At 72.7% G+C, this 14,714-nt stretch carries 13 protein-coding genes; 4 read left to right on the top strand and 9 right to left on the bottom strand.

Features of this window, described 5'->3' with window-relative positions; all coding sequences use genetic code 11:
• The first annotated feature begins 33 nt into the window (after window positions 1-33).
• Complete coding sequence (locus ACQPZK_RS21905) at window positions 34-687, top strand: MBL fold metallo-hydrolase (protein ID WP_433534789.1); 654 nt, start codon at window positions 34-36, stop codon at window positions 685-687.
• Window positions 688-1,012: 325 nt separating this feature from the next.
• Here the strand turns inward: ACQPZK_RS21905 and ACQPZK_RS21910 are convergent, their stop codons facing one another.
• Complete coding sequence (locus ACQPZK_RS21910) at window positions 1,013-1,621, bottom strand: DedA family protein (RefSeq protein WP_433534790.1); 609 nt, start codon at window positions 1,619-1,621, stop codon at window positions 1,013-1,015.
• Window positions 1,622-1,722: 101 nt separating this feature from the next.
• Window positions 1,723-2,406, bottom strand: coding sequence for a class I SAM-dependent methyltransferase (locus ACQPZK_RS21915; protein ID WP_433534791.1), 684 nt, complete (start codon window positions 2,404-2,406; stop codon window positions 1,723-1,725).
• Between the two features lie 197 nt (window positions 2,407-2,603).
• Between ACQPZK_RS21915 and ACQPZK_RS21920 the strand changes: the two genes are divergently transcribed.
• Entirely contained in the window at window positions 2,604-2,807 is a 204-nt protein-coding gene (locus tag ACQPZK_RS21920) for a cold-shock protein (protein ID WP_007072071.1), read from the top strand.
• 48 nt (window positions 2,808-2,855) lie between these two features.
• On the opposite strand, the gene ACQPZK_RS21925 is transcribed toward ACQPZK_RS21920, so the two are convergent.
• The 5 genes from ACQPZK_RS21925 to ACQPZK_RS21945 form a co-directional block, all read right to left on the bottom strand.
• Entirely contained in the window at window positions 2,856-4,136 is a 1,281-nt protein-coding gene (locus tag ACQPZK_RS21925; protein ID WP_433534792.1) for an MFS transporter, read from the bottom strand.
• Window positions 4,133-4,708 carry an ArsR/SmtB family transcription factor gene (locus ACQPZK_RS21930; protein WP_433534793.1) on the bottom strand — a complete coding sequence of 192 codons (576 nt, stop codon included), beginning with the start codon at window positions 4,706-4,708 and terminating at the stop codon, window positions 4,133-4,135. Before ACQPZK_RS21930 ends, ACQPZK_RS21925 begins: the two co-directional genes overlap by 4 nt.
• Before the next feature lie 115 nt (window positions 4,709-4,823).
• The gene (locus tag ACQPZK_RS21935; RefSeq protein WP_433534794.1) at window positions 4,824-5,696 is read right to left on the bottom strand and encodes a hypothetical protein; all 873 of its coding nucleotides are present in this window, start codon (window positions 5,694-5,696) and stop codon (window positions 4,824-4,826) included.
• Window positions 5,697-5,855: 159 nt separating this feature from the next.
• On the bottom strand, window positions 5,856-7,529 hold the full coding sequence (locus ACQPZK_RS21940; protein WP_433534795.1) for a CocE/NonD family hydrolase: 1,674 nt from the start codon (window positions 7,527-7,529) through the stop codon (window positions 5,856-5,858).
• A 2-nt stretch (window positions 7,530-7,531) separates the two neighbouring features.
• Window positions 7,532-8,047, bottom strand: coding sequence for a MarR family winged helix-turn-helix transcriptional regulator (locus ACQPZK_RS21945; protein WP_433539274.1), 516 nt, complete (start codon window positions 8,045-8,047; stop codon window positions 7,532-7,534).
• Between the two features lie 122 nt (window positions 8,048-8,169).
• Here ACQPZK_RS21945 and ACQPZK_RS21950 point away from each other — a divergent pair, with 122 nt between their 5' ends.
• Window positions 8,170-10,296 (top strand): MMPL family transporter, encoded by a 2,127-nt coding sequence (locus tag ACQPZK_RS21950; RefSeq protein WP_433534796.1) that lies wholly within the window; start codon window positions 8,170-8,172, stop codon window positions 10,294-10,296.
• A 49-nt stretch (window positions 10,297-10,345) separates the two neighbouring features.
• Here ACQPZK_RS21950 and ACQPZK_RS21955 read toward each other — a convergent pair whose 3' ends face one another.
• Both ACQPZK_RS21955 and ACQPZK_RS21960 read right to left on the bottom strand, forming a co-directional pair.
• Window positions 10,346-11,230 carry a lytic transglycosylase domain-containing protein gene (locus ACQPZK_RS21955; RefSeq protein WP_433534797.1) on the bottom strand — a complete coding sequence of 295 codons (885 nt, stop codon included), beginning with the start codon at window positions 11,228-11,230 and terminating at the stop codon, window positions 10,346-10,348.
• 33 nt (window positions 11,231-11,263) lie between these two features.
• Window positions 11,264-12,679, bottom strand: a complete 1,416-nt coding sequence (locus ACQPZK_RS21960; protein ID WP_433534798.1) for a DedA family protein — start codon at window positions 12,677-12,679, stop codon at window positions 11,264-11,266.
• A 133-nt stretch (window positions 12,680-12,812) separates the two neighbouring features.
• Between ACQPZK_RS21960 and typA the strand changes: the two genes are divergently transcribed.
• Complete coding sequence (typA, locus tag ACQPZK_RS21965) at window positions 12,813-14,681, top strand: translational GTPase TypA (RefSeq protein WP_433534799.1); 1,869 nt, start codon at window positions 12,813-12,815, stop codon at window positions 14,679-14,681.
• The last annotated feature ends 33 nt before the right edge of the window (window positions 14,682-14,714 follow it).

Here is a 14,714-nt window from a genome sequence, read left to right on the forward strand (position 1 = left end):
CTTCCTCCACCCCGGAATGGATGTCGACACGTCATGACCTACAGCGGAGATGTCACCCACGGCGGCCCGCCGGCGGTCCGGGAGTTGTCCGGGCTCACGATCAGCAAGCTGTCGGTCGGCCCGATGGACAACAACGCCTACCTGCTGCGGTGCTCCGGCACCGGCGACCAGGTGTTGATCGACGCCGCCAACGAGGCGCCCCGGCTGCTGGAGCTGGTCGGTGACGGCGGCCTGACCGCCGTGGTCACCACCCACCAGCACATGGACCACTGGGTGGCGCTGGAGGAGGTGGTCGCCAAGACGGGCGCGCGGGCCCTGGTGCACGCCGACGACGCCTCCGGGCTGCCGATCGAGGCGGAGCACCTGGCCGAGGGGGACACCGTCACGGTGGGGGACTGCGCGCTGGAGGTCATCCACATCAAGGGGCACACCCCGGGGTCGATCGCGCTGCTCTACCGCGATCCGGAGGGCACCGCCCACCTCTTCACCGGCGACAGTCTCTTTCCCGGTGGCGTAGGGAACACGGACAAGGACCCGCAGCGCTTCGCCGCGCTGATCGACGACGTCGAGCACAAGCTGTTCGACCAACTGCCGGACGACACCTGGTTCTACCCGGGCCACGGCAAGGACAGCACCCTCGGCACCGAACGCCCCGCCCTCCCCCAGTGGCGAACCCGAGGCTGGTAACCCACCCCACCCCACCCCCGGACCGGGCCACCCAACCGGGCCACCCACGGAAGCCCGACCAAGCCACCTCAAGCGGGCCACCCAATCGGGCCACCCAATCGGGCCACCCAAGCGGGCCACCCAACGCTGACCGAGAACCACCGAAGGTCGAACCACAACCGGCAGCCCGCGACCCTGCCGGCGGATCAGGACCACGACGGGGGCGGGGGCCTGCCGTGCCCGGCGCAGGGATCAAGCCTGACCGCCCGGAGCCGGGCACGGCAGGCCCCCGCCCCCCACCGCAACCAGATCAACCAGATCAACCAGATCAACCAGATCAACCAGATCAACCAGCAAGAGCGAACAGCCGCCGCCGCGCCCCCAGCAACACGACGGTGGCCAGCACCAACCCCACGCCCATGGTCACCAGCAACGGGCTGGGTGCCCCCGGCAGCAGCGCGGCCAGCGACCGTGACGCGGTGCCCAGCGCCAGGTAGAGACCGGCCCAGGCCGTCGCGCCGAGGGCCGCGCAGCCGAGGAACCGCCGGTACGACATGCGCAGTCCGCCGGCGGCCAGCGGCAGCAGGGCGTTGAACACCGGCAGGAACGGCGCGACCATCACCATCCGTCCGCCGCCCCGGCTGAGGATCCCCTCGGCCGCGCTCCAGCGTGACTCGCCGATCCAGCCTCCGACGCGGCTGCGGCGCAGGGGCTCGGCGTACCGGCGACCGATCAGGAAGCTCAGCGACCAGCCGGCGAGGCATCCGGCGAGCACCGCGGCGAAGGTGGCCAGCCCGGTGGCCGGTCGGCCCACCCCGACCGCCGCCAGGATCGCCACGTCCCCGGGGACGAGCACGCCCAGCAGCGGTACGGCGTCGAAGAGCATCACCAGTCCGAGTACGCCCATCAGCACCAGGATGGGCAACTCTCCGACCTGGGCCAGCCATTGCGTCATGCCTCGTACGCTATGGCCGGTGTGCCACCGCGGACATCCGGTCGCAGCCCCTACCGCCCCCTGGTGTCCACCTCGGGGTCACCCCTGAGAGGACCGGCGGGTCACGCGGGTCGCAGCACCCGCACCCGGCGCGGCGACGGGTCGACCGACGGCTCGGTGGTGGGCACCGGGTAGTCGGCCAGCACCAGCAGCCCGTCGACCGGCAGGTGCCCCCGGCCGGGGTCGCCGACCAGCACCTCGGCGCCGGAGGCGACGGCCCGGCGGAGGAACGGCAGCATCCGGGCGGCCATCGGACGGCTGTAGAAGACGTCACCGGCGACCACCAGGTCGGCGTCGGCGCCGTCGCGGTCGAGCAGGTCGTCGCCGTTGACGTCGACGCTGACCCGGTTGGCGCGCGCGTTGACGGTGACGGCCGCCACGGCGTACGGATCGATGTCGTTGGCCACGACGTCGGCGGCGCCGGCCAGCGCGGCGGCGATGCCCACGAGTCCCGACCCGGCGGCGAGGTCGAGGACGCGACGCCCGGCGGCCAGCTCCGGGTGGTCCAGCAGGTGCCGGGCCAGGGCCTGGCCGCCGGCCCAGGCGGAGGCCCAGTACGGCGGTGTCAGGGTGTGCCCGGCGAGCGCCTCCATCCGGGCCCACCAGACGATCGCGTCCTCGGCGAGGTGCAGCCGCACCTCCGGGACGAACGGGGTCGGCACCAGCCGGAGCCGGTCCAGGCCGGCGCCGGGCGCGTCGATCTCGCGCTCCAGCTCGGACAGCGCGGCGGCTGCGGCACCCCTCATCGGCGCAAGCATGCCGCACGACGGAGGGCTCGGGGCGGCTTTGGCGCGCGGGCGACGCGGAGTGTTCATCTGAGTTCGAACGAAGACCTACGGCACTTCGGCCGGCAGATCGGGGTTTCGCCCGTTACTGTCGAACAGGTACGGGCGACCATCGGCCTCGAGGCCGGTGGTCCGCCGCTTTGAACAGGGAGAGATGCATGGCAACCGGCACGGTTAAGTGGTTCAACTCGGAAAAGGGCTTCGGCTTCATCGAGCAGGATGGCGGAGGGCCGGACGTGTTCGTCCACTACTCCGCCATCGCGACGAGCGGTTACCGGGAGCTCAACGAGGGCCAGAAGGTCGAGTTCGAGGTGACCCAGGGGCAGAAGGGCCCGCAGGCGGACAACGTCCGCCCGATGTAGCTCCGTGCCGGTGACGGCGGTCGGTTCCCGGCCGCCGTCGCAGTGCACTCACGACGCTGCCGGGGCGGCGGGCAGGTCCCGCCGCCGCCGGAGCGGTCCGATCAGCAGGATCAACGGGGTGAGCGCCGACCAGGCCGTCATCACGGTGATCGCGGTGCCGACGCCGTAACGCGCGCCGAGCGCCCCGGCCAGCACGGCTGCCAGCGGGATGGTGCCGTAGTTGAGCAGCTGCATGCTCACCGTCACGCGCCCGAGCACGTGGTGCGGCGTGTACGTCTGCCGGAACGCGCCCTTGACCACGTTGCCGACGGCGACCCCGAGGCTGACGAGCACGCCGCCGAGCGCCGGCCAGACCAGCCCGACGCCGGGCCCGGCCAACGGGATGAGCAGGGCGGGCGGGCCGGTGAGCGCCGCCCCGACGAGCAGGGCACGGGCGCTGCCGAAGCGCCGGGCAACCACTGTCGCCAGCAGCGCGCCGACGATGCCCCCGATACTCATCACGCCGACGAGCAGGCCCACCAGGCCCGGCGCGAGTCGTAGCTCGCGGACCAGGAACACCACCAGGACCGCCTGGTAGCCGGTCAGACCGACGTTGCTGGCCGCGCCGTAGAGCGTCAGCACCCGCAGGTACGGGTCGCCGATGACGAAGCGCAGCCCCTCGACCATGTCCCGGCGCAGCGACCGGGATCGGTCCCGCCGCCCCGGGCGCGCCTCGGTGGCACGGATCCGCAGCAGGAACACGGCGGAGAGCAGAAAGGTCAGCGCGTCCAGCAGCAGCGCGGCGACCGCTCCGACGAGTTGGGCGATGAGGCCCGCGACGCCGGGCCCGACGACGTAGCTCGCCGTCTGGGTGGCCTGGAGCTTCGCGTTGCCGTCGGGCAGTTGCTCGGGTCGCAGCAGCACCGGCAGGTAGACCTGGTCGGCGGTCTCGAAGAAGACCCGCGCCACGCCCGCGCCGAGGGCGACCAGCAGCAGTTGGGCGACGGTGAGGCGGCCCAGCAGGGCGGCCAGCGGCACGCTGAGGAAGGCGAGCGCGCAGATCAGGTCGCAGGCCACCATGAGTGGCCGGCGTGGCAAGCGGTCCACCCACGCCCCGGCCGGCAGGCCGATCAGCAGCCAGGGCAGCCAGGCCGCAGCGGTGAGGAACGCGACCTGGAGGGTGCTGGCGTCGAGCACGGCGACCGCCACCAGAGGCAGCGCGACGACGGTGACGTTGCTGCCGATGCTGCTGACCGTCTGGGCGGCCCAGAGCAGGCGGAAGTCGCGGTGGCGCAGCAGCCCACCGACCGGCCGGACCGGGGTGGGATCGGTGCGGGTGGCCGCCGTCACGGCCGGGCCGGTACGCCGTGGACGAACACGAACACCGGCTGGCGCTCGGCGTTGTCGTCGGACAGCTCCCGGTCCTCCCAGCGGGCCAGCAGAGCGTTGATCTCGGCGCCCAGCTCGTCCAGTTCGTGGGGCGTGAGGTGCAGCCACCGGTCGGAGGAGAACGGCGCGTCGCCCCAGGCGGCCTGCGCCGTCTCCTCGGCGGCGTGCCAGGCACGGGCCAGCGCGACGTGCCGGTCCAGGTTGAGCGAGGTGGCGGCGTCGGCGACGGCGCGGTCGGCGGGATCGGTGTCGAAGTCGGTCGAGGACCAACGCACTCCTCGGGTGACCAGTTTCCACCAGCGTTCGCGGCGGTCCCGGGCCAGCTCGGGGGCTTCGGCGACCAGGTCGGCGGCGGCGAGCACCTTGAGGTGGTGGCTGACGTTCGCCGGCGCCTGGTCGGTGCGTTCGGCGAGCATGCCGACGGTCGACGGGCCGTGCACCTTGAACACGTCCATCAGTCGGCGGCGCAGCGGGTGTGCCATGGCCGCGAGCACCCGCGAGTCGGTGACCTGGCGTACGTCGGGCTTCTCCATGCCGGCAGCATGGCATCAGCAAGAGCTATTGCGCAACCGTTATTGCTCAACAATCGTTGCGAACCACGTCGGATGGGTGGAAGCGGCCCGGTGGGGACGGGCCGCCTCCACCCGTTCAGGCGACGAGCCGGCGGGCCAGTTCGTCGGCGACCTGCTTCGCGATGGTGGGTGGGATGGCCGCGGCGATCTCCTCCGGCGTCAGCCCGGCCAGCACGCCCTGGACGATCGCCTCCTCGTCGGTGAAGTCCTTCCCGGCCAGCGCGTTGAGCGTGTTCTGCAGGTCGGTGAGCTGCTTCGTCATCGACTTCAGGTTCCAGTTGCCACTGACCGGGGCGCCGGTGTCGTCCCGACCCTCCGCCATCCGGGTGTAGATCTGTCCGATCGGGTTGCGGCCGTCCAGCACGGTCAGGTTCTTGTGGACGGTGGCCAGCCAGTTGTGCTCTTCGGGGGTCATGTCGACGTCCTCCAGGAGTCCGATGGTGCTGAGGTAGCGACTGAACAGGGGCCGCTGGTCGCGGCCCGCCTTGATGGCATCGCGGAAGAAGCTGAAGTGGGTGTGCCAGCGGTGCGAGCTGTCCCCACTGGTGCGCTTGCCCAGCCGGTCCCACCGCTTCACGGTCCTACCGTCGGGGCTGTAGATGATCTCGCGGATGTCCCGGGTGTCGGCCGCGTTCGCGACGCACTGGGCCACACACCACACCGAGAAGCTGGGCAGGTTGTGCCGACCGCCACCGGAGAGGACCTCGAACTCGCCGACGTCGATCGCCGCCGCGTCCAGGGTCAGTCCGGCCCGGTCCCGGGGCGACTCGACCACCGAGTAGTCGTTCGGGACCACCCGGTCCGAACCGCAGTGATAGCCACCCCGATGGGCCGGGTCGCCGACGATGCCGACCTCCGCCGGATCCAGGTCGTCCGGGCCGGGGGCGTTGTCGAGGTGGGCGAGGAGCAGGCGTCGAAGGGCCAACAAGTTCTCTGGGGCCCGGGTCATGGGGTCCCCCTCTCAGGTGGGGCGGGGACCGGGCACGACGTCACACCGCGTACGCGGTGTCGGGCTTTGGGCGAGCCCGGTCTGCTGATGCACGGCGCCGGGCGTTGGCTCAACCATAGCCCGCACTTCCGGTGAATGCCCAGCTCAGAGGTGGTCTGTTCAGATTGGAGGCGACGCCGGGGCAGTGTGGACGATCGGCAACACCAGCATCGAGGGGTACGCCGGGTCGTGGTGAACCTGCCGCCAACCGGCACGCAGCGTCACCGCCGTACCGAGAGGTTCACCGGTGCCGGGGTTGCGTGCCCACCGTGGATGGGCGCCACCGGCGACCTGCACGCGCAGCCGGTGCCCGGCGGCGAACCGGAACGCGGTCGGCCACAGCGCCACCGGTACCCGCAGCACCCCGGAGGCGTCGGCGGAGAAGCGTTCGGGTGTGACCCGCACGAGGCCGTCGCACACGTTCCACGACCGACCGCGCCGGTCCACATCGCACAGCCGCACGAAGACGTCCAGGTGCGGCAGCTCGCTCCGGACGAACAGCTCGGCGCGTACCGGGCCGATCACCTCGACCGGCTCGGCGAGCGGGGCGCTGGTGTAGGTCAGCACGTCGGGGCGGGCTTCGACCCGCCGGTTGTCCACCGGACCGGCTCGCTTGGCGACCAGCAGCGGCCCACCCAGCGACGGGGTCGGGTCGGCCGGGTCGTACCGGAACTCGTCGGGCCTCGACGCCACCGGGGGACGTACCGCCAGCTCACCGTCGGGATGCAGGTGCCAGGCGGTCGCGACGGTCGGCGGCGGCCAGTCCGGCAGGTCCCGCCAGCCGCCGCCCGGACCACCCACGTGCAGCCGGACGGGGGCGGCGCGGGGCGGACGTTCGTCGTCCAGCGGCCCGTCGAGGTGCTCGTCGAGCCAGGTCAGGCCCTCGCGCAGGGCCGCCACGAACAGCCCGGGGCTGCCGTGTGTCCAGGGCCCGATCACCAGGCGCGGTCGAGCGCCGGTGGCGCGCAGGGCGGCATGGTCGTCGAGCTGGGCCGGCAGGAAGATGTCGTGCCAACCGGTGACCATGACCACCGGCGCCCGTACCCGGGCCACCCGGTCGGCGAAGACGCGCTCGCGCCAGTACGCCGCCTCCGGGGTGTGGTGGCGCAACCACTCCTGGAAGAACGGGATGGTGATGCCGGTGGCCACCCGGTCGGCCTCGGCCAACGGCAGGTGGTCGAGGGCGGCGGCCAGCCGGGGCTGTCCCCGCTTGAGCTCCCGCTGCCGGGCCAGCCACGGCACGGTCTGGCCGTGCAGCAGCTCGGCCCAGGTCAGCACGGTGTCGAGGGCGAACGACTCCCCCGCGTACGTCGAGTCCCGGGTGGCCGAGGCGGTCACCACCGCGACCATCGCGCGCAGCTCCTCGCCGGCGTCGGCGGCCAGCGCCCACTGGGCGAACCCCTGGTAGCTGACCCCGAACATGCCGAGCGCGCCGGACCACCAGGGCTGGCGGCGCAGCCAGTCGAGGGTGTCGACCCCGTCGTCGCGCTCGTGCACCAGCGGGGCGAAGGTGCCACCCGAGCCGCCGGTCCCTCGGCAGGACTGGATCACGGCGTGCCGGCCCCGCGCGGCGAGCAACCGGCCGAGCAGCCGCAACGGACCGCCCCGCCCGTACGGGGTGCGGATCAGCACGGTCGGCGCGGACGGGCCGGGCGGCGCGTAGTGGTCGGTACGCAGCACCACGCCGTCCCGGGCGCGGACCGGGATGTCCCGGGTGACCCGGACCGGGCCGGGACGCGTCACGGGCAGCCGCAGCGCGGCGGCGGCGAGGCGGGCGACGAGCCGGCCGGGCACGGTCAGCCCGTGGTCCGGTGGGGCGGCCCAGGCCGGGCGGCACGGACCGCGTCGCGGTGCGCCCGCAGCGACTCGCCCATCTCGGCCAGGAACCGGTGCACCACTTCCAGCTCGTCCTCGTCGAAGCGGTCCATCACGGTGTCGGTACGGGCGCCGAGTGGCCGGAAGAACTCCATGGCCAGGGCGGCGCCCTGGTCGGCGTAGTGCAGCAGCACCTTGCGCCGGTCGGTGGTGTCCCGGTCGCGGCGGATGTGCCCGGCCCGCTCCAGACGGTCGATCAGGGCGGTGACCGAGCCGGACGAGAGGTTGAGCTGCTCACCGAGGCGGCCGGGCGTGATCGGGTCGCCGAACAGCTCGGCGTCCATGACGGCGATCAGCGCGTTCAGGTCGGTCGGGTTGAGGCCGTGCAGGTTCGCGAAGGCGTGACCGACCTGCTGGGCGTCGACCGCGTACCGCCGGAGGTTGTTGGTGATCTCCGCGACCAGCTGCTCGCGGCGCGTGTCGCGCCGCCGGTACATGCCGTGAGTCGCCACCTCGCGCCGTTTCTCCCCGTCGTCGGTACCCGGGTTGCAGCATAGAACAGCCGTCGATAATCTCGACCGTCAAGATACTCGACACTCGAAAGACCTGGGAGTCAGCGATGTCCGTCTTCACCAGGGTCGCGCGGGGCAGGCTCGCCGCCTGGCTCACCGTCGCCGCCGCGCTCGTCGTCGCCGCGGTCGTCTTCGGTGTCCCGCGGCCGGACAACCCGGCGCCGGTCTCCGCCACCGGCCTGGACGCCGCGTGGCAGTCGACCCAGGTGCAGCGCCTCCAGGACCAGTTGCCCACCAGCGACGTCCAACCGGCCATCGTGGTCGTCAGTCGCGAGGGTGGCGGAGCGCTGAGCGAGACGGACCGGGCCGCCCTGGCCTCCCGCTCCGGCGACCTGGGCCGGTTCGCGGTGGGCGGTCGGGTGAGCCCCGCGCAGGTCTCACCGGACGGTACGGTCGCGCTCGTCGCCGTCCCGCTGGACACCTCCGGTGGTCAGGAGGAGGTCACCGCACGGGTCGCCGAGCTGCGCGACGCCCTGACGGACCTGCCCGACCCGCTCGCCGCCGAGGTCACCGGCGCCCCCGCCCTCACCGCCGACCTGTCGTCGGTCTTCGAAGGTGCCGACGTCACCCTGCTCGCGGTGACCGCCGCCGTGGTCGCCCTGCTCCTGCTGATCACGTACCGCAGTCCGTTCCTGTGGATCGTGCCGCTGGTCGTGGTCGCTGCGACCGAACAGATCACCCTGCGCGCGGTGGACACGATCGTGCCGGCCGTCGGCATCAACCTCCAGCCGGGCCAGGTCACCGGCATCGCCAGCGTGCTGGTGTTCGGCGCCGCCACCGACTACGCCCTGCTGCTCATCGCCCGCTACCGCGAGGAGCTGCGACGCGACCAGGACCGCTTCGCCGCGATGCGGGCCGCGCTGCGCCGTACCGCCGAGCCCATCCTGGCCAGCGGCGGCACCGTGGTGCTCGGTGTGCTCACCCTGCTGCTCAGCGAGCAGGAGACCAACCGGGCCCTCGCCGTGGCCTGCGCCACCGGTGTCGTCTTCGCCATGCTCTCGGCGCTGTTCGTGCTCCCCGCCGTGCTGGTGCTCTTCGGTCGCGGCCTGTTCTGGCCGTTCGTACCCCGGGTCGGTGGCCCGGCCCGCGAGGGCCGGCTCTGGGGCCGGCTCGGCGCCCTCGTACAGCGCCGACCGGTGGTGGTCGCGGTCCTGTCGACCCTGTTGCTCGGCGGCCTGGCCCTCGGTGGGCTCGGCATCCGCACCGGACTGTCCGAGACCGAGCAGTTCCGGGCCGCGCCCGAGGCGGTCACCGGCGCACAGACCCTGGCCCGCGCGTTCCCGGCCGGCAGCACCCAGCCGGTGGCCGTGCTCACCACCCCGGCGGCGGTACGGGCCGTCACCGACGTCGCCTCCGCCGTGCCCGGCGTCGCCTCGGCGCGACCGGGCGACGCCGGCCAGGCCGTCGCCCAGGTCGACGTGGTGCTGGACGCCGAACCCGGCACCCCCGCCTCGGACCGCGCGATCGAGGCGCTGCGCGACGCGGTCGCCGCCGTACCCGACTCCGCTCCCCCGGCCGTCACGGGCGCCGAGCCGCCGGCCGGGGCGATCGTGGGCGGCTCGGTGGCCGCGACGTACGACTCCGACGAGGCCAACGACCGGGACCTGCGGCTGATCCTGCCGATCATCCTGCTGCTGGTCGGCGCGGTGCTGGTGCTGCTGCTGCGGGGCCTGGTCGCGCCGGTGCTGCTGGTGCTCACCGTGATCGCGTCGTTCTTCGCCAGCCTCGGCGCGGCGTGGCTGCTCTTCGACCACGTGCTGGACTTCCCGGCGCTGGACAGCGGCGTGCTGCTGCTCGCCTTCGTGTTCCTGGTGGCGCTCGGCGTGGACTACAACATCTTCCTGGTCACCCGGGCGCGTGAGGACGCCCGCAGCGCCGGCACCCGCGACGGCATGCTCTCCGCGCTGCGGGTCACCGGAGGTGTCATCACGAGCGCCGGGGTGCTGCTGGCCGCGGTGTTCGCCGTCCTGGGCGTGCTGCCGCTGATCACGCTGACGCAGATCGGCATCATCGTGTGCATCGGCGTCCTGCTGGACACCCTGCTGGTCCGCACGGTCCTGGTGCCGGCGCTGGCGTTCCTGCTCGGCGACCGCTTCTGGTGGCCGGGCCGCGTCGACGCCCACCCGGACGTCGACGCGCCGGCGACGCCCGAGCGGGTGACCGCGCGGGACTGACCGCCCGCGCGACGGGGGCGGGGCCGGAACCCCACCCCCGTCGGCGTGCTCAGTAGCCCAGGCAGACGCACTCGGTCATCAGCGCCCGCACGTTGCGCACGTACGACGGGTTCGGGATGGCCAGCGGCTCGCCCTCCTGCGCCACCGCCCCGTGCCCGAAGTTGTACGCGGCGATCACCGCGTTGAGCAGACAGGAGTCCAGTTCGTCGGTGCACAGGTCCGCGTCGAGTCGGAAGTCGGACTCGAAGTACATGTCGCCGATGTACTTGGTCAGCCAGGCCAGGTAGTTGGCGCCCAGGTACGCGTTGTCCCGGTAGTCGGCGATGTCGTAGCTCTGGTCGAAGCGCTGGTTCATCCAGGTCGCGGTGCCCGGCATCACCTGCATCAGCCCGACGCCGCCGTCGCAGGCGTAGATGTTGGACTGCCAGCCGCTCTCCTGCCAGGCGGTGGCCTTGACCAGGTTGAGCGGGACCTTGAGCTCCGGCGCCGAGCTGGGCCAGTAGGTGCGGGCGGCGGCGTCGGTCAGCGCCGCCTTCACGTCGGCGCGGCTCGCCTGCGTGCCCTTGTAGCTGGGCTTGCAGGACGAGGGGGCGGGCTTCGGGGGCGCCGGCGGGACCTTCGTCTCGGTGGGCGCCTTGGCGACGACGCGCGGCTTCGTGGGCGGTGACGTACGGGTCGGCTTCTTCGACGGCGTCGGGGAGGCCGACGCGCTACGACTCGGGGCGGCCCCCATCGCCGCCACCGCGCTCGGCGAGGGGCTCGCCTCGACGGACGGCTCGTCGACGGGCTCGTCGGTCGGCGCATCGGTGACCGAGACGGGGGCGGCGGCCTGGTCCTGCGGGCGTTCCCCCTTGCCGGCGCAACCGACCGTGCCGCCGGCGACCAGCACGGCGGCGAGCACGAGCGCGCCCACCCGACCGGCTCGTTGACGCATGGTGATCCTCCCCCGTCGAACAGTCGCCGCAGATTAGCAAGGTTCGACGGGGCGGGGTTGCCCCTGCGACGACGGTCGGACCGGATCGGACGACTGCTTCCGCCCTCCGACCGCGCGGTCCCGGGTGGCCCAGGCGACCATGAACACCACCGTCCACAGCACGCCGAGCAGCACCGCCGCCGCCGTACCGCTCGCCGTGTCCAGGCCCAGGTAGAGCCGGGCGACGCCGACCCCCAGCACGCCCGCGGCGGCGGCCGTCCACGCCGCCACCGCCACCGGCCAGCGCGCGTTGCGCGACACCAGCCAGGCGAGGGTGCAGAGGCTCGCCGCGACCACCGCGTTCTGGGTCGGGAACGGGACGGCCTCGTGCCCGCCCGGGCCGCCGGGCGTACCCGTCAACTCGGCCACCACGGCCAGCACCACCAGCGGCACGAACGCGCCGACCGTGCCCACCACGCTCAGCAGGTCGGTGCGCAGCGGACGACGACGCCACGCCAGCACCGCCGCCACCATCGCCACCAGCACGATCAGCGCCCACCCGCGTACCAGTGACACCACGACCAGGGTGGCGTCGGCGGCGTCCGGGGTACGGCGGGCGGTGAACCAGGCGTCGATCGCCCCGTCCAGCGCCGCCAGTCCGCTGTTGCGCACCACCACGGCGAGCAGCCCGGCGATGGCCAGCCCGGCGGCGAAGAGCAGCAGCAGCCCGACGGCCAGATTGAGCAGCAGCGTCCAGGCCGGTCCGATCCGCATGGCGACCAGGAAGAACAGCACCCCGTACCGGGCGCTGAGCCAGCGCAGCGGCGGCAGCGCGGCGGCCCGCGACAGGAGCGCGCGGGCCGGGTCGGGGTTGCGGCCGAGCCACCGGCCGGCGAGCACCACCCCCAGCAGTCCCGCCAGCAACGCCAGTGCCGCGCCGGTGGCCCGGCCGAGCACCCGGGAGACCGTGTCGTACGACTCACCGGCGAGGTGGCCGAGCAGGATCGAGCCGACCACCCAGGTCGCCACCCCGGCCAGGTTCCACACGGCGAACCGCCGGTACGGCATGCCGGCCGCACCGGCCAGCCGGGGCACCAGGGTGCGGGCGAAGGCCACCCACCGCGCGGCGAACACGCCCCGCCCACCCAGGCGGGCGAGCATCGCGTCGGCCCTGCTCCACCGGCCCGGCCCGACCCGGTGGCCCAGCCCGGCGCGCAGCCGGGGGCCGTAGCGCCGGCCGGCGCGGAAGGCCAGCGCGTCGCCGGCCAACGCCGAGACGATCATCGCGAGCAACGCCGGTCCGAGGCGCAAGGTACCGTTGTAGGTGAGGAAGCCGACGAGCAGCAGGGTAGCCTCGCCCGGCACCAGCAGGCCGAAGATCACCGCGGTCTCGCCCGCCACGATCAGCGCGGCGGCCAGGTAGATCCACAGGGTGGGCAGACCCTGCACCCAGGTCAGCAGGTCGTGCACTCAGGCCCCCGGAACACGGGAGCCAGCATGCCAGCCGGGAGAACCACCGGCACAGCGGTTTCACCATAGATCAGGGGCACCTGGGGGTGACCCCGACGCAGCCTGCGCGAGCGCAGGCGGAAGGATAGAGGGTATGCAGCTTCGCACCGACCTCCGCAACGTCGCCATCATCGCTCACGTCGACCACGGCAAGACCACCCTGGTCGACGCCATGTTGCGGCAGGCCGGCGCGTACGGCGCACGAGGCGAGACGACCGAGCGGGTGATGGACTCCGGTGACCTGGAGCGGGAGAAGGGCATCACCATCCTCGCCAAGAACACCGGCGTGCGCTACCTGCCGGCGGACGGCTCCGACCCGGTCACCATCAATATCATCGACACCCCCGGCCACGCCGACTTCGGCGGCGAGGTCGAGCGCGGCCTCACCATGGTCGACGGCGTGGTGCTGCTCGTCGACGCCAGCGAGGGTCCCCTGCCGCAGACCCGCTTCGTGCTGCGCAAGGCGCTGCGGGCCCGGATGCCGATCATCCTGGTGATCAACAAGGTGGACCGTCCGGACGCCCGGATCAAGGAGGTCGTGGACGACACCTACGAGCTCTTCCTCGACCTGGACGCCGACGAGGAGCAGATCGACTTCCCGATCGTCTACGCCTGCGCCCGGGACGGCATCGCCTCGCTGACCCAGCCCGCCGACGGCTCGGTGCCCGACGACAGCGACTCCCTGGAGCCGCTGTTCCGCACCCTGCTGGACACCATTCCGGCCCCCGCGTACGAGGACGACGCGCCGTTGCAGGCGCACGTCACCAACCTCGACGCCTCGCCGTTCCTGGGCCGGCTGGCGCTGTGCCGCGTCCGGCAGGGCACGATCAGCAAGGGCCAGACGGTCGCCTGGTGCCGCACCGACGGCAGCACCCAGCGGGTCCGCATCTCCGAGATGCTGATGACCGAGGGCCTGGAGCGTAAGCCGGCCGAGACCGCCGGCCCGGGCGACATCATCGCCGTCGCCGGCATCCCGGAGATCATGATCGGTGAGACGCTCGCCGACGTGGAGAACCCGGTGGCGTTGCCGCTGATCACCGTCGACGAGCCGGCCATCTCGATGACCATCGGCACCAACACCTCGCCGCTGGTCGGCAAGGTCAAGGGCTCCAAGGTCACCGCCCGCATGGTCAAGGACCGGCTCGACAAGGAGCTGATCGGCAACGTGTCGCTGCGGGTGCTGCCCACCGAGCGACCGGACGCCTGGGAGGTGCAGGGCCGCGGCGAGCTGGCGCTGGCCATCCTGGTCGAGCAGATGCGCCGGGAGAGCTACGAGCTGACCGTCGGCAAGCCGCAGGTCGTCACCCGGGAGATCGACGGCAAGACCTGCGAGCCGGTCGAGCGGCTGACCATCGACGCCCCGGAGGAGTACCTGGGCGCGATCACCCAGCTCCTCGCTACCCGCAAGGGCCGGATGGAGCAGCTGGTCAACCACGGCACCGGCTGGATCCGGATGGAGTGGCTGGTGCCGGCGCGCGGCCTGATCGGCTTCCGCACCGAGTTCCTGACCGACACCCGGGGCACCGGCATCCTGCACCACGTCTTCGAATCGTACGAGCCGTGGTTCGGCGAGCTGCGCACCCGCAACAACGGCTCGCTGGTCGCCGACCGGTCGGGCGTGGTCACCGCCTTCGCGATGATCAACCTGCAGGAGCGCGGTCAGCTCTTCGTCGAGCCGACCACCGAGGTGTACGAGGGCATGATCGTCGGCGAGAACTCGCGCTCCGACGACATGGACGTCAACATCACCAAGGAGAAGAAGCTCACCAACATGCGGGCCTCGACCTCGGACGAGACCGAGAAGCTGATCCCGCCGCGCAAGCTCTCGCTGGAGCAGGCGCTGGAGTTCTGCCGCGAGGACGAGTGCGTCGAGGTCACCCCGACCGCGGTGCGCATCCGCAAGGTGGTGCTCGACCAGCAGCAGCGTGGCCGGGCCGCCGCCCGCCGCAAGCACGCCGGCTGACCCACACCGGCACCGGGCGCGTCGGCCGCTTGC

Origin of the sequence: Micromonospora sp. CA-249363, from assembly GCF_050950185.1 — a bacterium.
In the GTDB taxonomy this organism is placed as follows: Bacteria; Actinomycetota; Actinomycetes; order Mycobacteriales; family Micromonosporaceae; genus Micromonospora.